This window comes from Peribacillus aracenensis, from assembly GCF_025175645.1.
GTDB classification, from domain to species: domain Bacteria; phylum Bacillota; class Bacilli; order Bacillales; family DSM-1321; genus Peribacillus; species Peribacillus aracenensis.
In genome coordinates, this window is record NZ_JANZMJ010000041.1 from 12260 (window position 1) to 32878 (window position 20619).

Annotated in this window: 19 protein-coding genes and 1 pseudogene; 17 read left to right on the forward strand and 3 right to left on the reverse strand. The window is 37.4% G+C overall.

The genetic code is table 11. The annotated features are described in order from the left end of the window. The first annotated feature begins 27 nt into the window (after positions 1–27). The 4 genes and pseudogenes from N0M92_RS26055 to N0M92_RS26070 all read left to right on the forward strand — a co-directional run. Complete coding sequence (locus N0M92_RS26055) at positions 28–681, forward strand: ArsR/SmtB family transcription factor (RefSeq protein WP_260288531.1); 654 nt, start codon at positions 28–30, stop codon at positions 679–681. Between the two features lie 11 nt (positions 682–692). Continuing rightward, on the forward strand, positions 693–1964 hold the full coding sequence (locus tag N0M92_RS26060) for an MFS transporter (protein ID WP_260288532.1): 1272 nt from the start codon (positions 693–695) through the stop codon (positions 1962–1964). Between the two features lie 660 nt (positions 1965–2624). Then, positions 2625–3725, forward strand: coding sequence for a CotS family spore coat protein (locus N0M92_RS26065; protein ID WP_260288533.1), 1101 nt, complete (start codon positions 2625–2627; stop codon positions 3723–3725). Then, positions 3722–4855 (forward strand): annotated as a pseudogene (locus tag N0M92_RS26070) (glycosyltransferase family 4 protein); the annotation flags it as partial. The gene N0M92_RS26065 and the pseudogene N0M92_RS26070, both read left to right, overlap by 4 nt. Before the next feature lie 577 nt (positions 4856–5432). On the opposite strand, the gene N0M92_RS26075 reads toward N0M92_RS26070, so the two are convergent. Next, on the reverse strand, positions 5433–6773 hold the full coding sequence (locus N0M92_RS26075; RefSeq protein WP_260288535.1) for a nucleobase:cation symporter-2 family protein: 1341 nt from the start codon (positions 6771–6773) through the stop codon (positions 5433–5435). Between the two features lie 247 nt (positions 6774–7020). Between N0M92_RS26075 and N0M92_RS26080 the strand changes: the two genes are divergently transcribed. Then, a complete protein-coding gene (locus N0M92_RS26080) occupies positions 7021–8208 on the forward strand; it encodes a PucR family transcriptional regulator (RefSeq protein WP_260288536.1) in 1188 nt (395 codons plus the stop codon). Between the two features lie 111 nt (positions 8209–8319). Here the strand turns inward: N0M92_RS26080 and N0M92_RS26085 are convergent, their stop codons facing one another. Further along, positions 8320–9510 (reverse strand): PucR family transcriptional regulator, encoded by a 1191-nt coding sequence (locus N0M92_RS26085; protein WP_260288537.1) that lies wholly within the window; start codon positions 9508–9510, stop codon positions 8320–8322. 237 nt (positions 9511–9747) lie between these two features. On the opposite strand from N0M92_RS26085, the gene uraD reads away from it, so the two are divergent. The 7 genes from uraD to N0M92_RS26120 all read left to right on the forward strand — a co-directional run bounded on the left by uraD (position 9748) and on the right by N0M92_RS26120 (position 15596). Beyond that, positions 9748–10245, forward strand: a complete 498-nt coding sequence (uraD, locus tag N0M92_RS26090) for a 2-oxo-4-hydroxy-4-carboxy-5-ureidoimidazoline decarboxylase (protein WP_260288538.1) — start codon at positions 9748–9750, stop codon at positions 10243–10245. A 13-nt stretch (positions 10246–10258) separates the two neighbouring features. Further along, the gene (gene pucL / locus N0M92_RS26095; protein WP_260288539.1) at positions 10259–11242 is read left to right on the forward strand and encodes a factor-independent urate hydroxylase; all 984 of its coding nucleotides are present in this window, start codon (positions 10259–10261) and stop codon (positions 11240–11242) included. Beyond that, entirely contained in the window at positions 11242–11601 is a 360-nt protein-coding gene (uraH, locus tag N0M92_RS26100) for a hydroxyisourate hydrolase (protein ID WP_260288540.1), read from the forward strand. Before pucL ends, uraH begins: the two co-directional genes overlap by 1 nt. 30 nt (positions 11602–11631) lie before the next feature. Next, complete coding sequence (tpx, locus tag N0M92_RS26105; protein WP_260288541.1) at positions 11632–12171, forward strand: thiol peroxidase; 540 nt, start codon at positions 11632–11634, stop codon at positions 12169–12171. A gap of 593 nt (positions 12172–12764) precedes the next feature. After that, positions 12765–13523, forward strand: a complete 759-nt coding sequence (locus N0M92_RS26110) for a carbon-nitrogen hydrolase family protein (RefSeq protein WP_260288542.1) — start codon at positions 12765–12767, stop codon at positions 13521–13523. A 258-nt stretch (positions 13524–13781) separates the two neighbouring features. Beyond that, positions 13782–14636 (forward strand): hypothetical protein, encoded by an 855-nt coding sequence (locus tag N0M92_RS26115; RefSeq protein ID WP_260288543.1) that lies wholly within the window; start codon positions 13782–13784, stop codon positions 14634–14636. Between the two features lie 54 nt (positions 14637–14690). Beyond that, a complete protein-coding gene (locus N0M92_RS26120) occupies positions 14691–15596 on the forward strand; it encodes a VanW family protein (protein ID WP_260288544.1) in 906 nt (301 codons plus the stop codon). A 688-nt stretch (positions 15597–16284) separates the two neighbouring features. Here N0M92_RS26120 and N0M92_RS26125 read toward each other — a convergent pair. Continuing rightward, on the reverse strand, positions 16285–16665 hold the full coding sequence (locus tag N0M92_RS26125; RefSeq protein WP_260288545.1) for a hypothetical protein: 381 nt from the start codon (positions 16663–16665) through the stop codon (positions 16285–16287). 249 nt (positions 16666–16914) lie between these two features. Between N0M92_RS26125 and N0M92_RS26130 the strand changes: the two genes are divergently transcribed. The 5 genes from N0M92_RS26130 to N0M92_RS26150 all read left to right on the forward strand — a co-directional run bounded on the left by N0M92_RS26130 (position 16915) and on the right by N0M92_RS26150 (position 20356). Continuing rightward, a complete protein-coding gene (locus N0M92_RS26130; RefSeq protein WP_260288546.1) occupies positions 16915–17442 on the forward strand; it encodes a nucleotidyltransferase domain-containing protein in 528 nt (175 codons plus the stop codon). Positions 17443–17580: 138 nt separating this feature from the next. Continuing rightward, positions 17581–18144, forward strand: coding sequence for an MOSC domain-containing protein (locus N0M92_RS26135; RefSeq protein WP_260288565.1), 564 nt, complete (start codon positions 17581–17583; stop codon positions 18142–18144). Positions 18145–18353: 209 nt separating this feature from the next. Further along, a complete protein-coding gene (locus N0M92_RS26140; RefSeq protein ID WP_260288547.1) occupies positions 18354–18926 on the forward strand; it encodes a hypothetical protein in 573 nt (190 codons plus the stop codon). A gap of 105 nt (positions 18927–19031) precedes the next feature. Beyond that, entirely contained in the window at positions 19032–19805 is a 774-nt protein-coding gene (locus tag N0M92_RS26145; protein WP_260288548.1) for an SDR family oxidoreductase, read from the forward strand. Positions 19806–19954: 149 nt separating this feature from the next. After that, entirely contained in the window at positions 19955–20356 is a 402-nt protein-coding gene (locus tag N0M92_RS26150) for a DUF6157 family protein (RefSeq protein WP_260288549.1), read from the forward strand. The last annotated feature ends 263 nt before the right edge of the window (positions 20357–20619 follow it).

Consider the following 20619-nt stretch of genomic DNA (forward strand, 5'->3'; position numbering starts at 1 on the left):
ACTTGAATAGATAGATGGTGATTTTACATGTTTAATGATCGCAAATTAAAAGATTTATTGTATCAAGAGTTCGCAAGAATAGGTAAAAGCCTTTCTAGTCCAAAACGATTGGAAATTCTTGATATTTTATCTCAAGGTCCAAAGTCGGTGGAGACATTATCTAAAACTGCTAATATGTCTGTGGCGAATGTATCTCAACATTTACAAACCCTTGCTAATTCTAGATTGGTAAAGTTTCAGAAGAAAGGGAACTACGTCATTTACGAACTGGCGGATGCAGCCATTTCGGATTTTTTAACTTCCTTGCATACATTATCAGAAAAACAGTTTGTACAGGTTCAACAAATTAAGCAGGAGTTCTTAAATGTCAATCTTGGCATGGATGGGGTTTCACTTTCAGAACTTAAAGAACGGATGGATAAAGGTGAGGTTATTTTGTTGGATGTAAGACCTATGGAGGAATATGAAGAAGCTCATATTCCTGGTGCAGTTTCTATGCCAATTGAAGAGTTAAGTGAGAAACTTTCAACTTTACCAACCAATTGTGATGTGGTTGCTTATTGTCGTGGTTGTTACTGTTTAATGTCAGTGGAAGCTGTTGAACTTTTAAGATCCAAAGGTTTTCATGCATTTCGTCTAGAGGAAGGTGTACATGATTGGAAATTACAGAATGATAAATGAGGTATTAACAAATGTCCAATAAAGCATATCAATTGAACCAGAGTTATGCAGATTCTCAAGAAAAACAAAAAATGTTATACAAACGCACATTAATTATTGTAAGTATTTCTCAAATTTTTGGTGGTGCTGGGTTAGCTGCTGGAATTACGGTGGGGGCACTTCTTGCACAACAAATGCTTGGGACAGATGCATTTGCTGGACTTCCTTCGGGTTTATTTACTTTAGGGTCTGCAGGGGCTGCTTTAATCGTAGGGAGACTTTCTCAACGTTACGGTCGTCGAACAGGTCTAACAGCCGGTTTTATGATAGGTGGACTTGGGGCAATAGGAGTCATAACTGCAGCTATAATAAATAGTGTTTTCCTTTTATTTGCTTCCCTGCTTATTTATGGTGCGGGTACAGCGACAAATTTACAAGCTCGTTACGCTGGTACGGACTTAGCGAACAATAAACAGCGAGCTACTGCTATTAGTATTACAATGGTGTTTACAACATTTGGTGCAGTTGCAGGTCCGAATTTAGTGAATGTAATGGGGGACTTTGCTACATCTATTGGCATTCCATCACTTGCTGGTCCTTTCATTTTATCAGCAGCAGCATTTATCCTGGCAGGTCTTGTACTTTTCGTCATGCTTCGCCCAGACCCATTAGTGATAGCAAGAACGATAGAAGCGTCCAACCAAGAAAGAAAGGTGTTAGAACATTCGACTGATACTGAACAAATAGCAAACAAAAGAGGAATTATTGTTGGTGCGACAATTATGGTCCTTACTCAAATCGTAATGGTGGCTATCATGACAATGACACCAGTTCATATGGGACATCATGGACATGACTTGGGTGATATAGGTCTTGTTATTGGATTTCATGTATGTGCCATGTATCTCCCGTCACTGGTTACAGGTTTCCTTGTTGATAAGTTTGGTCGTACTGCCATGGCTATTGCCTCTGGAGCCACTTTGCTTTTGGCAGGTTTGATATCAGCGATTGCACCAGGTGATTCCATGATTTTCCTAGTGATTGCTCTTTCCTTACTTGGATTAGGTTGGAATTTTGGTTTAATAAGTGGGACTGCTCTGATTGTTGATTCAACTGAAACTTCAACTCGGGCTAAAACTCAAGGTAAAGTGGATGTTTTAATTGCCTTATCAGGGGCTTCTGGCGGAGCCTTATCCGGAATGATTGTGGCTGGTTCAAGTTATACAACATTATCATTTATTGGAGGGTTATTATCTTTATTATTGATTCCAGTGGTTATCTGGTCCCGGGGAAGTAAAAAATGAAATTTGAACTAACAGATGCTTTAGCACAATAGGCGAAATAAAAAAGTCATTTCCTAACGTATAGGAAATGGCTTTTTTTGCTAGTAATTGCTTATCATACAAAATGCCGTAGTTTGGGTGATTCCCCTTCGATGATGAAGGCTCTTTTCGTAAAGTGGGAGCACCGCCCGCCCCGCGAAAGCAAGCATCTGAGGGGGAAATCAACCACACCGCTTTACTTGGTAAATAGGAACAAAGAATGCGAAAACAGCCATGATAAAAAAGGTAAAGCATGTTTTAAAAGTTTGGTCAAAACATGCTTTTATATATTCAATTGAATTGTCCATGGCGAGAGTGAATTCATCGATGAATGATTTAGAGTAGCTTATATTCCATTTGATGATCCTAACGTGTCATAACTGCACTAGAACCCAATTACCTAACAATTTGGGTGAATTGTCTGATACAAAAGTTTTTTTCCCACATAGTTTAATAAAAAGTATGACTGCTCCAGCGGTGTTTGACTAATCACGGATATTTAATAAAGAACAGTATTCAACATTAGAGTATAAAACTATGCTTGTATATGGATACAACCAGATTGGAACATAATGAATCTGTCGTGACCTTACCCTTATTTTGGCGGAAAATACTTTTATATATATTACAGGAGGGGTTTTCATGGAGAAAGCAATAATTGTGCCTTGGGAAGAAGATGAACTTACTCATGAGTTTTTTGTTCCTGAATATATTGAAAAAATGGCATTGGAAGTTCTTGAACATTACGATTTCTCCGTTCAGAACATGCATGTTGTTACAACAAAACCAGATAAAGGCGGCTCTATATGGAAAATGGAAACAAGTTCAGGGCCAAAGAGTTTAAAGCTTTTACACAGAAGACCTACAAGAAGTATGTTTAGCTTGGGGGCTCAAGAATATTTAGTCAATGTTAAGGAAGCAAGAGTACCGCCCATCGTGAAAACGAAAGATGGAAATGATTATGTTGAGGCTGGAGGGAAGTTATGGTTCGTCGCTGAGTGGATCGAATCATTGGCACCTGTAACAAAAGATTTGGAAGGAGCCAAACACCTTTGTAATGCTCTCGGCGAATTCCACCTTTTAAGCAAAGGGTATGTTCCGCCTCAACAAGCTGAAGTTGCATCCAGATTATATAAATGGCCAGCGACTTATGAAAAAGTCATTAACAAAATGGATTGGTTTCGAAACATTGCTAATGCATATGAAGAAATGCCTGCAAGCCCCCACTTGCTGAATGTTTTAGATCAATTTGAAGAACAAGCAAAAAGAAGCTTGGAAAAATTAAATGAATCAAGCTATTTAGAGTTAGCACAACAAGGAAATGAATATTGGGGATTAGTGCATCAAGATTATGGCTGGTCAAATGGTCAAATGGGAGCTAATGGAATGTGGATTATTGACCTTGACGGTGTTGCTTATGACCTTCCCATTCGCGATTTGAGAAAACTGATTACCGGCACAATGGCAGATTTATATAGATGGGATGTAACTTGGGTAAGAGAAATGATCAAGTCCTATCACGAGGCAAATCCAATTTCATCGCAACTATATGATATCTTAATGATCGATTTATCTGGTCCAAATGAATTTTACAAGAATGTTAAAGAAGTAGTATATGAACCTGAATTATTTCTAAATGATCAAACAACAGCCATGATTCAAACAATTGTTGATACCGATCAGACAAAATGGCCAGTTTTAGAAGAAATTAAAGATGATTGGAAGGGAATAGAACAAACATGAAAATTTTAATGATTTGTACCGAAAAGCTTCCGGTTCCTCCAGTACTAGGTGGTGCCATCCAAACCTATATATCAGGCACCCTGCCATATTTAAGTAAAGTCCATGATATTACGGTTTTGGGAATTAATGACCCATCACTCCCTGATCAAGAAACGATTGATGGAAACCGTTATGTACGTGTACCAGGAAAAATATTCGAAGTATATCGAGAAGAGGTTATTAGCTATCTTCAAGCAAATCATTTCGATCTAATTCATATATTCAATCGACCTCGACTAGTCCTTCCTGTCCGAAAAGCGGCACCTAATTCAAAAATTATCCTCAGTATGCATAATGATATGTTTAATCCAGAGAAAATCAATCCGGAAGAAGCAAAAGCGGCCATTGAAGAAGTTACCAATATTGTAACTGTCAGTGATTATATAGGCAATGTCATCAAAGACTTATATCCACAAGCTTCATCAAAGATTCGCACAATCTATTCTGGTGTAGACACCAATCGATTTCTACCCGGCAGTCACTCGAAAATGCAAGGAATTCGTAATGAATTACGTAAAGCAAATGGTCTTGAAAACAAAACGGTCATATTATTTGCAGGAAGACTATCCAATAATAAAGGCGTCGATAGGCTAATCCGGGCATTACCTGAGCTTTCAAGTAAATTTAAGAATTTAGCTTTAGTGATTGTCGGAAGCAAATGGTTCAGCCAAAATGATGTAACTGATTATGTAGCTTATGTAAGAGCATTGGCAAAAAAGCTGCCTATCCCAGTTGTTTCAACTGGTTTTGTTTCGCCTAGTGAAATACAAAATTGGTTTGCTGCCGCTGATTTATTCGTGTGTACATCAATATGGCAAGAACCGCTTGCACGCGTCCATTATGAAGCGATGGGTGCAGGGCTTCCAATCGTAACAACGGCAAGAGGCGGAAACCCAGAGGTCATTCGTATAAGAGAAAATGGGCTTGTAGTAGAGAATCCAGAAGATCCCGGATGTTTTACAGATAAGATTACAGAAATTCTATCAAACAGATCACTAATGGAAAAAATGGGCGAACGAGGCAGGGAACTTGCCCTTACTTTATATAAATGGGATCGAGTAGGATCTGATATACTTGAAGTTTGGAAAAAATGACTGTTTAGACCAATCAAGAGTTATATGAACATGGATTACACTATACTGGAGTTGCTTTTACTTAAACAGACTTGTCACTGGTGCTGCAGGGATCACATTTATGTGAACAATTTCTAAAGGATACGAAAAACGAAATGATTGGCGAGGATACATTTGCAGGACCCGCCCCTACTCCCCCTATTTGCTAAGCAAGTTAACCTTAAAGCTCTCCAGATCCACCCCAAGTTTCAACTTTATGCAACAAATTTGTCAATGACACTCCTCCTGAAAAGCAATCTTACGAAATCAGCCTTTATAAAAAAATGACAATTTAAGGGACCCCTTGAATATAGACTCAAAAAAAGGTCGTTTTCCACATTTTTCTCGAGAAGTTTTTCAAATGAAACAAGTCGAAAAGCCATCAGGCTTTACCCTAAAATTGAGTAAAAAAAAGCACCGTGCTTACCTATTAAATAGGCTGTTACAAGGTGCTTGCATTATTTGTTTGAAAATTATCTGAATAAGGTTATAATTAAAACTGTTGGAGAATTTAGCCAACTATACACCCTTAGAGACTTGCCTTGTCCGCTACTTTCTAAGGGTGTATATTAATATTCTGGCTTATACTTGGTTGAATATCGGGTATGGAATGATGGTGTGTAATCGATGGATTTGATTTTCCATTCAGGAGGGCATTTAACACAACTAGAGTTATTGTACCCATTACTACTCCATTTCCACATATTAATTGGACTGTTTCAGGGAATTTATCGAATGCTTCAGGGACCCCCTTGATTGCTAGACCGACTCCTATTCCAAGTGCAATCGTCAATTGATTGGAAGGTTTGCTCAAATCAGCTTTGGCTACCATCCCCAATGCTGCAGATAGAAGCATTCCAAACATTGGTATCATAGCCCCACCCAGAACGGGTAAAGGGATCATCGTCGTAAGACCGGCAACCTTAGGCACAAAAGCTAGAATGATTAGAATACAACCTGCCGTGACTACTACCGAGCGCTGAGTTACCTTTGTCAGCAGGACCAAGCCAACATTTTGTGAGAAGGTAGAATGGTTAAAAGAGTTGAAGATACCACTTATGAAGCTCCCAATTCCTTCTGCCCGGAGCCCCTTTTCCACATCTTTTTCGGTTATTTCCTTCCCGCATACTTCCCCGAGAGTCAAAAAGACGCCTATGCTTTCAACAGCAATGATCAAAGATATGATTGTCATAGTGATAATAGATGAAAAGTCGAAGGTGGGTACCCCAAAATAGAAAGGAGTCACCATTGTAAACCAGCTGGCCTCTGTAAAGCCAGAGGTATCGACCATACCTAAGAAACCAGCCAATATAGTACCAAGAACCATGGCGAAAAGAACTGAAACCGCTTTCAAGAAACCTTTAGTAAGTGTATTCAACAGAAGGAAACACAGTAGTGTAAAACAAGCTAGCATTAGATTCATAGGATCTCCAAAGGTGGGGGAACCGCTTCCACCCGCTGCATTTTTCATGGCAACCGGCATTAATGATACGCCTATAATTAAAATGACGGACCCTGCAACAATTGGTGGGAAAAAGGGTATTAATTTACCAATTACTCCTGATAAAATAGCAACAATTATTCCAGATACCATAACTGCGCCTAAAACCCCGGTTATACCATGGACTGTTCCTATAGCTATTACTGGCTCAACCACGATAAAAGAAACAGCCATCAAGGCAGGTAACCTTATACCAAATCCTTTACCGCCAATAACTTGAAGCAAGGTGACTATCCCACATGCGAGTAAATCAAACGAGATCAGGTATATGATCTGTTCTTGTGTCAAGCCGATTGCAGGACCGACGATTAGTGGCACAGCCACCGCTCCTCCATACATTACACAAACATGCTGTAAACCTAACAATAGCGTGTTTACTTTGCTCAAATTTTCCATGATTGCCCCCTTTTAATTAGTAAGAGCCTTCTAATTATGTGAATTTAATGAAATCGCCTCCTTGTGATTTTGTAAACGCTTCCCTATGGTCGGTTTTGTTGTTGCTTATTAAGAAACTGCATTTACAAAATTAATCTGTTTTTATATTATCACCGCCATAATGCTAAATCAAGACTATTTTTTGGAAAAATATGAATATTCTTTCAAGTGCATTCTGTTTATAATTAAGAAGAATAGGGGGAGAAATATGTATTTAACGATCGAAAAAGCTTTGAAGCTTCCTGCCCTAAACCAAGTGGAAGTTATTGGAGGAAATCAAGGGTTAGCTCGGGTAATTAATTCAGTAAGTATAATGGATCATCCGGATATATCATGGATTAAACGAGGGGAACTCCTACTGACAACTGGTTATGTGTTTAAAGATGACCTGAATGCTCAAATCAATCTTGTTAGGGAATTGTCGAAAAGAGGAAGTGCTGGATTAGCTATCAAGATTAAGAGGTTTCTTTCTACGATCCCTCCTGGAATGGTAGAAGAAGCGAATAAGCACAATTTTCCATTACTGGAGATTCCTTATGAAATGCCTTTATCCGACTTATTATTCAGCTTTACATATGAACTTGTTAATAAGGAAAAAGTGAAAAACAATGGAAAAGGAAGTTTTGAAGTTTTTCATTCTCTTTTGAATGGGGAAAATAGGAGTTCATCTTTTATCCCCCAATTACAGGAATTTGGCTTTAATCCCGATAAGCCATATATTCTGCTCTTAATAAATGAAACGAAAGAAGAAGGGGATTCATTCTTTCCAATTGGTAGAATGTTGGAGAAATTAAACCAAACGGAAAAAAAAGATTTTATGTATTGGAATATCGACTTCGATGGTCAATTGATTATCCTACAAGGAAAAGGAATGGTGACTGATGAACACCTACTTCTGCAGGCTCAAAGAATTGCCGGCGTTTTAGAAGGTCTTATATCCGAAGATAATCCTGGCACTTCACCATCCATGGGGTTAAGCAAGGTGAAAAAAGAAATCTACAATATGAAAGAAGGGTATATTGAAGCTAAAAAGGCTATTCAACTTGGCTCGAGGGTCAACCCGACTAACATCAATGATTACGCAAGCATTGAAGTTGAAGATTTAATAAATCAAATCCCTAAGGATGCAATAACTCAATACGTGCTATCCATGATTCAACCGATTATTGTATATGATAGGGAAAATGAGGGGGAGTTGTTAAAAACGCTGGAAACATATCTATTTTCAAGAGGGAGAATAGAAGATGCGGCACGCGCTTTGTTTGTTCATCGAAATACTGTAAAGTTCCGTTTGTCTAGAATTGAGGAATTATTGGGAGTTGATTTAAAATCGAGGGATATTGCTTTTAAATTGCAGTTTAGTATAAAAGCCGCGAAGTTATTATCACATGACTAGGTAAAGGAAGCAGGATTTGAAGGAATCGGGGATCAAGTGTTACTGAACTTAGAAAAAACTGCCAGGGAATTAGGCTTCTCTGGCAGTTTTTCATATGGTATGGACTATTTCTTATCGGTCATCCAGTAGACGTTTGGCATATAGGGCAAGTTTTAAAGTGAACAGATCATCATTGCTTAAGTCCATTCCCAATAGTTTTTTTATGCTTTTTATTCGAAAATGGATAGTGTTTCGATGTACCCCCATTTTTCTGGCCGTTTCAGCAGGTCGAAGATTGCATTGCAAATATGCCTCCAAGGTTTTGATAAGGTCAGACTGGGTTTCATCGTCATGGTCCTTCAGCGGTGCTAAATTACTTATAACAATATCCATGAGCATATTTTTTGGAGCATACTGCAAAATTTTAAATGTTATTATTTCTTTGTAGCTGTAAATTTCCTTTCCTGGGTTCAATCGTTTTCCCAAATCAATAGATTGTAAAGCTTCCTGTAAGCTATTAGCTAGGTTATTAATACCTGTATGATAGTTACCGACTCCCAGCGAAAGTTCCATTGGCAGGTGTTTAGCTAAAGTGGAGATAATTTGTTGGCTTATCTGGGTGACTTGTGAATAAAAGTGGGTGTTCCCTAGGGGGATGGTATCCAGATAAATGATAACTAGACTGCCCTTGATATTCCTTATGAGCTTATCGATTTTATATTGCTCGGTTAATGTTTCAATTGTCTTGATGAGCTGTTTATAAGCAATGGAATCATTCCTTTGATTCCATTGCAGCGTTAAAGGTAAAACAGTACATATGTATCCTCCAGTAATTTTAGGGAAGCTGGATTTAAACTCCGTCATCCCTAAAATCCCGTAACTTATATTTTCGGCACCAACTCCTGAAATATCTTCAATACTATAACTCGACTCTTTTTGTTCATTCTGTCTCGTTACAATTTCACGAAGTAGGGGAGACATGATATCTGATAGCGAAAACTCAGTGGGGATTCTGAGAATAGGCAAATTGGCCATATTGGCGATGCTGATAGTAGTTTGTGAAATTTCTTCCAGTTTGATGAACAATCCTGAACAATTCATTTTTGCTAATTCGATTACGAATTGGTCTAATTGTTGCGGATTATCTTGAAATAAGTATCCTGTTGTTAGAATCAATTCATTTGGCTTCAGCCAGGAAAGCACATCAGGAGCATCAAAACTATTGATTGATTCTATTTCTCTATTAAGTCCCTGAATGCCAGCAACCACTTGGCATTGTTTTATCTGTGGTAATTTTAATGCATCAGTCACCGTTAAAAGCATGATAGGCCCCCTTCGCTGTGCCTTTTTTTCTAATTTAACTAATTTTATGAATATTAGCAACTAAAGCTAAGCTATAAGGATAGACTGTTCTTTAAAGGTGAGTGCGGTAAGCACAAAGGGTTTGGAAAAATATTAGCTTTTTCAGCTAATGACCTATAAATAAACACACGTATATAATTCAATTAAGTTAAGAATGTTTTGAATTATAAAAATAATCCGAAGAAGGGAGGGCCAGTATTGATATCTGACCTTAATAGCATAAATGAGTTGAACAAGGTGGAATTCATCCAAAAGTTAGGATGGGTATATGAACATTCTCCATGGATTGCAGAGCGTTCATGGGATTACAAGCCATTCATTTCCTTAGAGGACCTAAAAAAGAAAATGGAAATAGTTGTGCAGAATGCCTCACTTTCGGAACAGCTCCAATTAATCAAGTCTCACCCGGACTTGGCAGCCCGGATTGATATGGCTGAAGCATCAGTTAAAGAACAATCCGCAGCCGGTTTGAATTCGCTTTCTCCGGATGAATATGAAGAATTTCATGCGTTAAATAATCAGTATAAAGAAAAGTTTGGATTTCCGTTCATATTTGCTGTCCGTGGCAGCGATAAAACGTTGATAAAGGCAGAGATGAAAAGAAGGATTGGTTTGGATCAGCCAAATGAACTTAAGGAAGCGATCAAGCAAATCCACTTAATTGCTAGCCACAGATTATCTGATTTTATTAAATAGGAGGAGGAATAATATGACAGTTCAAAATGAAAACAGAACGATGTATTACGGTAAAGGGGATGTATTTGTATATAGGACTTTTGTACAGCCTCTTACAGGTTTGAGGAAAATACCGGAATCAGGTTTCACAGAAAGAGATAACACTATTTTTGGATTTAATTGCCAGATTTCTCTGAAAGGGGAAGCTTTCTTATCTTCTTTTACGGAAGGAGATAATAGCTTGGTGATTGCAACGGATTCCATGAAAAACATCATTCATCGCCAGGCCGCCAATTATCAAGGAAATACGGCGGAAGGATTTTTAAAGTTCTTATGTGAAGTCTTCCTTGATAAGTATAGCCACATAGATGCAGTAGAATTGACAGCAAATGAAGTTCCCTTCGATCATGTACTTGTTCCAAAAGGGGAAGGACATGAAAATAGTGATGTTGTGTTTCGATGTTCCAGAAATGAGAGGGCTACCACTACAATCGAAGTGAAAAGGACACCTACTGGAAGCAAAATCGTCAAGCATTCAAGTGGAATAGTTGATGTCCAGTTAATCAAGGTTAAAGGAAGCTCTTTTTATGGATTTATTCAAGATGAATACACCACACTGCCAGAAGCTCAAGATCGTCCACTATTTATCTACTTGGATTTCGATTGGGAATATAGCCGCTGGGAGGATGCCACTGGAACAAATCCAGAAAAATATGTAGCAGCAGAACAAATTAGTGATATTGCAAACACAGTGTTCCATGAACTGAATAACCGTTCGATTCAGCAGCTCATTTATCATATTGGCATCAGGATTCTGGAACGTTTCCCTCAGCTGGCAAATGTTCAATTTAAAACTAATAATCGTACCTGGGAAACAGTTGTAGATACTATTCCAAATTCGGAAGGAAGTGTTTATCAGGAACCTCGTCCTCCTTTTGGCTTCCAAGGCTTTGTCGTTACACAAGAAGACGTTAAACAAAAAAAGGCAGCTGATTCAACTGTAGGGGTTTCCCGATAATGGACAGTAAGCTGACCACACATGTTTTAGACCTGTCTAAAGGCCTGCCGGCAAAAGGGATGAAGATAGAACTCTGGACCATTGCAGAACAGGGAGACCATTCTTTCATTAAAGAAGTCTGTACAAACAAAGATGGGAGAGTGGATGATCCGCTACTTCAAGGGGATGATCTCAAACCAGGGGAGTATGAGCTTGTCTTTTATGTTGGGGAATATTTCAATGATGGAGCGAATGATCCTTATATAAGGCCATTTTTAAATAAGGTCCCACTTCGTTTTGGAATAAGAAGTAATGAAGAACATTATCATGTTCCTCTGCTTGTTGCTCCAGGAGGATATAGCACCTACCGAGGAAGTTAGTAAATTAGTAAGGGAGTTGGAGGGTTCAATTTGGCATATGAGCGTACTGGTGTAGTGACTTTAGGCGGTAATCCAGTGACCTTAATTGGTCCTGAACTAAGGGTAGGGGATAAGGCTCCTGACTTTGCACTATTAACAAATGACCGCCGTAAAGCACATTTAACAGACTATAAAAATAAGACATGCATCATCACGACTGTTCCTTCGCTTGATACGGGTGTATGTGATTTACAAACAAAGCTCTTAAATGAAGAAGCAAGCAAAATGGGTGATGATGTAGCAGTGTTGGCCATCAGCGCAGACCTTCCCTTTGCTCAAGCAAGATGGTGTAAAGAGAGTAATGTGGAAGCTATAACCATTCTCTCCGACCATTTTGATTTGTCATTTGGTACTGCATATGGAACGTATATGAAAGAACAACGACTGGAATGCAGGGCAGTATTTGTAATAAATCAAGAAGGAACTATTAAGTATGTGGAATATGTACCCGAGGTCACGGATCACCCAGATTATGAATCCGCATTGCAGGCAGCGAAGGAAGTGATAAATAAAGCTGGTATGGCTAAATGAATATTTTCCCTCACGAAGGATATTAAAATTTCATTCTATTATTCGTAAGACCGTCCGATTTACAAAGACTGGACGGTCTTTTGATGATACTGAATTAAATTGGAGTGGTTTTCCCGTGACTTCATTAATGCAAAAGCAGAAAAGTACTTCTACCCAAGTCTTTTTCAGATGTAAAAATATATTAAAAATGACTAAATTTATCATTAATTACTTTTATTTGAATAGTGACTCATGATATAATGAAAGTCCAATAGCTTTATATAACATGGAAGCGCTCCCTTTTAGGGAGTGCCCTTTTTATGTTTTTCACTTACTAATTAACATAACAACGCTAAAAACACCTGAAATAGAAATAAGTATAAACTCCTGTTTAACATCCAAAATTCCTCATCTCTACTCCTTCCACTTCAATTTCTTGATGATACAACAAACAGCCCCTGCAACGGAGAATATTGTGGTAAATGTGTGATATATTCCACATCAGCAAATGGCAAAATCTATCGAGGAAGATTAGTCGAACAAGCCAATCAATGTCTATGCTACAATCATGACAAGCATGGCCATTAAAATAAGTTGATGTTTGGGAGATCACTATGGGGAAAATTAAAATATCTTTATTACACCTATTGCCTATCGCTGGTGATGTGGAGTATAACCAAAAACTAATTGAACAAGCCATTCATATTGCATCAAATAAAAATGCCGAATGGATTATAACACCCGAACTATGTGTCAGCGGACTTCAATTCAATCATAAGATTGGCACTGGATGGATTAACAGGCAGCCTGATTCTTGGATGAGTGATTTGAGCCATAAACTAAAGAATTTGAAAAGCACTGTATTTTTGGGTTGCCCCGAAAAAGGCAGTAACGGAGAGCTGTATAATTCTGTGTTTGTCATAGATAAAAACGGTCATTTATTAGGGAAACAGAGAAAAATCAGTGTTATTGATGATTGGTCAGCTTCCGGGGATGTAATAGAGCCAATAAAAACAAACAATGTCGAGGTTGGTATTATGATATGTGCTGACGCATATCACAAAGATATTGCTAACAACTTATTTGAAAAAGGAGCAAAAATATTAATTGCACCATCTTCCTGGGGTCCCGGATTACATGGTCCAGAGGGAGAATGGGAACAAAGGTCATTAGAAACAGGATTGCCTGTAATTGTTTGTAATCGTACTGGCGAAGACAAAACTGTCCGTTTTTGGGATGCAGAAAGCATGATCATAAAAAATGGTGTACCCCTTCTAACACATAAATCAAAACAATCAGCGATACTTACTTTTGAATGGGATTTAAAAAGCATGGAATTAATATCCCCTCATTTCGACATCGAATACATATAATGAGAACTTAATTTACAACATACACGGCACTCATGTTCAATTAAAGGTTGCGTTAGTTCATTCATTAAGGAACAGGAAAATGAAAAAACTTTGTCATAAATGGAGAAACCCCTTTGGCCGTCCAGGGGTTTTTTTTTGGTGGTCTTTTTATGATTCCCCCAAACCCTGTGTAACAAGGAGGAGTTTAATTTCCAAATTTTCAAAGGTATTCTACTGATAATGTTCTGAAATAATAAGAAAAAATGTGGGAGATACCAAATGAAAAACCATAAATTTTATCAAGTGATTATCGCTATTTTTATACTTGTCTTCATGGTCGATCACCCGGCCCATGCAACGGAATGGGAAGATGAAGAAGGACCAATAAGCTTTAAAATTGAGATGTTGCCATGGGAAATCGTGAACAACATTATTCCTAATAAAACTATTTTCACCATTATTGATATTGAAACGGGTTTATCATTTAAGGTTCAGCGAAGAGCAGGCAGCCATCATGCCGATGTACAGCCACTAACCAAAGAAGATACTCAAATCATGAAGAAAATTTATAATAATAAATGGAGTTGGAATAGAAGAGCCATTATTGTATTAATCAATAATCAAATGATTGCTGCATCCATGCACGGAATGCCACATGGTGCCGGTGCTCTTCAAAACGGTTTTTCAGGTCATTTCTGTGTTCATTTCTCTGGAAGCATTACGCATCGTTTGAAAAACGAAGATCTTTCTCATAAATTAATGGTATTGAAAGCGGCTGGTAAGCTTGATGATTATATACAAACGATAAGTCCTTATGAACTTATACGTATTTTTACCATTGCCGTTAACCAAGGAAATCATAAATTATTAGCAATGACCTTATCAAATCCAGGATATCCTAAAACTGTCAATGAACTTGTTGAAGATATTACATATTTTGGAGTGGTTGAGCCTTTAAGACAACCGCCGGAACAACTAAATGGGCTATTTCTCGTGGATGTACCCGTTCAAGTAGCTATTAATAAGAAGAGAGAAGGCAAAGAAAAAAAGGTAATGCATTTTATGATCCGAAGGGAAAGTTTGACTGATCGCTGGTTCATTGATCAAGATTCGCTCCATGAAGACTTAAAATAAAGGGATACATGCAATGATTAATCCTAACTATATTAGTGTGGGGGGAGCATTCAAATGAGATTAACATGGATTGCCGGAATTTTACTATTCGTTCAACAAGTGAATATCTCTGAAAGCTTATCGGTAACTCAACACGGGCAAACCATTGCCACTGTCAACCGTGCTGATGTTACTATGCCCTCACTAAATGTTCCTATGATGGACTTGGAAAAATACAATCGGTTTATCGAAAAAATAGACCGCCAAGTGTACCAAAAACCTGTAAATGCCACTATCGATAAATATGGTAATATGCTACCTGGGCGGGTAGGTTATAAGCTTTACCATCAGGCGTTTAATGAGCAATTTTATTCCTTTTTGTATAGTAGTAAAGCATACAAAATGGAAGTGCCTTTACTTGCCATTTATCCAAAAGTTGACATCGAATTGCTTGCTCAGATACGTGTGAAAAAAATAGGTGAATATACAACCTATTTTAATCCGAACAATAAAAATCGTTCAAATAATATCTTACTTGCAACAAAAGCGATTAATAATTATGTCGTGTTTCCAGGAGAGACGTTTTCTTTTAACCAAGTCGTTGGCCAGAGGACAGGAGACAAAGGATATATGCTCGCTCGGGTTATAGTCGAAGGAGAGTTTTCTGAAGGGATCGGTGGAGGAATCTGTCAGGTGTCATCCACCCTGTTTAACGCTATCGACAATGCAGGATTGCAAATTATTCAACGCTATTCCCATTCTAGGAGCGTTCCTTATGTTCCATCTGGGCGGGATGCTACAGTAAGCTGGGATGGTCCTGATTTTAGCTTTAAAAACAAGTACAATCAACCTATCCTCCTACGAGCTACAACACAAGGAGGAATTGTTAGCATCGCGGTGTATTCTTCAGATATGATTAATTATGAGGCCCGAAAAGTTCCCAACGCTTCAAAACACATATCAAAAGAAATTTCGGTGTGATTAAAAAGTAAACTCAAGCACGTTCTGTCGTAGACAATCCTCACTAAAAACTGCCCCATTCATACAATATTGCATTAAAAATAATGTCGGTAAATCGAGGAAAACCTGTTCGTAAAAGTACACTTTTACGAACTTTTTACTGTTGAACATGCTTTTGAATAAGAGATATGTTAAAAGTTCAACTGTAGTTACCAATTTATGGTACCATTGGGAGAGCTAAAATTATGGGGATTATATTTCAATTTTTTACGGCTTTGTTGGTTTAGTTATTCTCTTTTTTGTCGTTCAATATGCAATTAGTAGTGGGATTGACAATTCCAAAGAAGTTAAGGGTTTAAGGTCCGAACTTAAACTATATTTTTAACTATAGCGGCAGGTTCGTAGAATAATAAAAAAAATGGGCAACTTCACTAGTAGATGGTTTTTCTAAGTAAGGTGAATTAGTTTCAGTAAACATATTTGGAATGAAGTAAAGCATAGACCGGTCATCAGTAGAGATCCCCCACGAAATAGAAGGGGGCGATGCATGTATGACAGTACAATAAGAGAAAAAAGACAATTAATTAAATAATTGTCTTTTTTTACCTGCATGGAATAGGGGAGAATGTGAAAGGGTTTCAGTATGTGTAGAAATTTGGAACTTCCTGACCCCTATCTCCCTTTGGGGAGTTTTCTCTATAAAGTCTTTTTAAACATTAAATATCCGTGGCGTTGTAACGGAACAAATAGTTTTAACGGAACAAATGGATGAAAGGCTAATGGTGAAATTACCCATTGCCCTGTCATTAACTATCACTTGTCCGGTAACAGCATCAAAACTTCGTAACTCTACAAATATAGGTGTAAATGGTTCAGCGGTTGTAGTGAATCCAATGATTGAACCTATGATAGAAGTCCTTAAAAACTCACTTATTTCTCGTCGAGTCTGACATGCTTGTCCGATTGGCTGTAATGTTGTTTTATGACTCTTATCCATTCCTTTATGACAGCAGAATGATTTATCCTCGCTGAATGAATTATGACCGCAGAATGGGTTATGGCGGCATAATATATTTTGACAAGATTTCATATATATATCACTCCTTTATCTACTATATATATGAGATGAAAAAAAACATGCTTGTACAAATATACTAAATTCCCTGCCTTTATCGCATCCGTGCTTCCATTCGGCCATCGTATTTATATTTTTATGTGTTGGCTTAAGGTCAGAACTGGCTTTAAGGCAGCCTTTTTCATGCATAAAAAAGGTTATTGCAATACGTATGCAGAATAAGGAAATACTTAAAATCTTAGTACATAAAGGGTGTGTATGAGGATGGATTATAAGAATGGTACCGAAGAAAAGGATATAAGCAAGTCACAATTAAAAATAATTCGTGAATTAAATGAAATTTGCTTATCACTTAATATTGACCTTTGGCTACGAGGCGGATGGGCGATAGATTTTCTTCTTGGAAAGATCACTCGGTCACATTCTGATATTGATTTAGTTACTTGGATACAGCATCGTGAGCATTTGGAACAGGCGCTTGTTAATGATGGTTTTCAACTAATGCCAGTCAGCGAGTTTCAAACCGATTTCCTCAAGAACAATGTCGATGTGAGTTTTGTATTTGTTAGGTATTCGGATAATGGCGATATAGTCGCTAACGGATTTCCAGAATGGGTATGGAGGAAAGATGCCTTGCCAATGGAACCTTATAATTTACGAGGTATATCAATGAATGTTTTAAACCCATACCAATTACTTGAAGAAAAAAAAGTTTACGAACAAGGAACAGGAAGGACACTTCGTCCAAAGGATCTTAAAAGCATGGAAATTATTAAAAGATCATTGATGTAAATAGGTAGAAGTTAAATAAGCTTCTTATTGAGCTAACTAATGGAGGTTGCTGCAGCAGCCTTTTTATTATGGAACTAACTGGGCAGGATATTTGAACAAATATATCAAACTATAAGAATAAGGGGGAGATGAATGAAAATGAATGACGAAAAAATCGGCTCGGCCAGTGGAGTAGTAATAGCTGTTAGTAAAAGTGATAAACACACATTCAGTAAGGAAAATTGCACGAGTATAAAGCTGTTGAAAGGTTTGGGCGTTGAAGGAGATGCCCATTTAGGTAAAACCGTAAAGCATCGTTCACGTGTAGCGGCTAACCCAAATCAACCTAACCTGCGGCAAGTTCATCTAATACACTCAGAATTATTAGATGAATTGAAAGATAGGTTTAATGTTAAAGCTGGTCAAATGGGTGAAAATATCACCACAAAAGGTATCGATCTGCTTGAATTACCGAAGGATTCATTACTATATATTGGGGAAACAGCGGTTATTAAAGTAACAGGCTTACGAAATCCATGTGCCCAAATCGATCAATTTAAATCAGGACTGATGAATGCTGTTTTAGACCGGGATAAGCATGGGAACTTGATACGCAAAGCAGGAATAATGAGCATAGTTTTGGAAAGCGGTGAGGTTCACCCAGGGGACGTGGTTAGAATTCAATTACCTCCTTTACCTCATACACCTCTTGAAAGGGTATGAGGTTTTCAAAAGAGCCGTTTTTATTTTCGGTAAAACAAAACAAACTTAACTGGTTGCTTTATTTCTATTAGGGGGTTGCTGAGGCAGCCTTTTTCTTATGTATTGATGAAATTAATCATTTTTAAAGAAAGTAAGCGGCAATAAAATTCTACAAGGAATCCGCTTGAATAATAGGTAAATTATGGTATTGTTAAATTAGAGGTGATTACTTGAGGAAATGTTTTCTTTTTATTAGCCTATTTATTGTTTTATCCTTTTTATCAGCCTGTTCATCAAATCCTTCTATAGAACTAGTAGATGCGAATGTTGATATTGTTAAAGATAAAAGTTTACTTGGTTCAATTGGGATAACTGAAGGAGAAAGAAAGGGAGATGAGCTGGTCCCGACAGCTTTATTTTATAAATTCACCATTGAAAATACAGGTAATAAAACAGCTGGTATTGAAGAAGTTGATAAAGGAATTGAACTTAAGATTGAGCCTAAAGACAAATTGAGAGCGGTGTCAGAAGACGTGATAGGCTTCAATATTTATGATCCCGAAGAGTATAACGGGAGTGGTGTAGGGTTCGGTCATTCCTTCTTATCAGTTCTTAAGCCTGACGAAAAGGGTGAGTATACTCTTGACTACGATTTAGGAGTAAGTGAAGAAAATTCCCAAGTTCCACTACTTGTACCTTCAAAAGATAAATTAGATGAACTTAAGAAGCATGCATTGGATGCTTTTTTAGTTGTAACAATTGAAAATCAAGAAATAGCAAGATTTGACCTGAATAAACCTTAAAAACTAACGTTAGCTAAAAATCGGAGCTGTCATTAAGATAGCTTTTTCTTTATGCGGCAAAAGGGCAAGTATAACTTAAATTTACTGTTGAAATGGAGGGTTATAATGGGCCAAGTAAAAGGGAAAATTGCCATTATTACGGGAGTAAGCCGGCTTAAGGGGATTGGGGCTGCTATTTGTAAGGAGTTAGCCGAAGCGGGTTACGATATATTTTTTACTTATTGGACGGCATATGATAAAAAAATGCCTTGGAGTATTGAATCAGATGAGCCTATGAAATTAAAAGAAGAATTAATAAAAAAGGGGGTTAAGGTATCATGTATGGAGTTGGATTTAACTTTATATGATGCACCTGAACAACTTATAAATGAAGTTTCTGAACAACTTGGTCATCCTGATATCTTGATTAATAACGCAGCATACTCAACTAACAATGATTTTTCAAATTTGACTGCCGTAGAATTAGATAAACATTACATGGTAAATGTTCGTGCAACGACACTATTAAGCAGTAAATTTGCTCAAAGGTTTGATAAGAAATCAGGCGGAAGAATTATCAACATTACATCAGGTCAGTCAAAAGGACCGATGCCTGGCGAATTAGCTTATGCAACAACAAAAGGAGCAGTTGATGCTCTAACCATCACTTTGTCGGCTGAACTCGCCCCTTTAGGAATAACGGTTAATGCAATAAATCCAGGACCAACTGATACAGGTTGGATGACAGCGGAAATAAAAAGTAAATTAAAACCGATGTTTCCTTTCGGCAGAATAGGAAAACCGGGGGATGTTGCAAAAACTATTAAGTTTTTAGTGAGCGATGAAGCAGATTGGATTACAGGGCAGGTTATTCATGCAGAAGGTGGATTTAAAAGGTAAATTAAACTAAATCTTCTTTGTTCAGATATCTTCAATAAAAAAGGTTGCTGAGGCAGCCTTTTTATGTAACTAACGGATCGGATACCGGAAGTGAATAATGGTATAATATGGTATATAAAAATCACGTTGCTAAATAAGGAGGTTGTTATATGAGTTATAAGAACACACTTATTACCATTTCAGAGGATTCAAAAGTTACTTCAGCAAAAGTACCTGTCATCAAAAACGAAAAACCCACAATTGCTTATATTGAGCATGAATTAATTAATAATAACCCATATAAATTTACACAAGAAGACGTACAATTCAAATCATACTTAATCAAGAATCAAATAGAAGAGGAAAATGCAGCGGAACTTCGAGAACAGTTCTTTTCAAAATCCAAAGCTTGCTTCAGGGCTTCTCCGTTAGTGAAAAATTATGGATGGGGAATTCATTATAATAATCAAGGGAAAATCGCCATATATGATGCTAAAAGTGAAATGTATAACCAATTGCTGAATCAAGTCGACATTACAAAACTTAAGGGTATGCGTTCCAAAAGAAAATAAAAACTAACAGGGCAGGTTAGTTGATTAGCAATTGAGCGAGTACACCTGAAAAACTGGAATTAGGAAAGATAACTACTGAGGTGAGTTCAGTATATGAAAATGCTAGATATATATTTGGTGTTTACTAATAAATTAGAGTCCTTCAGCAACGGAATGGTAACAAAAGATGTGTTTGCAAAAAAAAGATCTTAAATTTCCTGCACTTGACGATTTTCCTTGTCATGTCTTGGATTAATTAAATCATACTTCCCCTATCTCCAGAC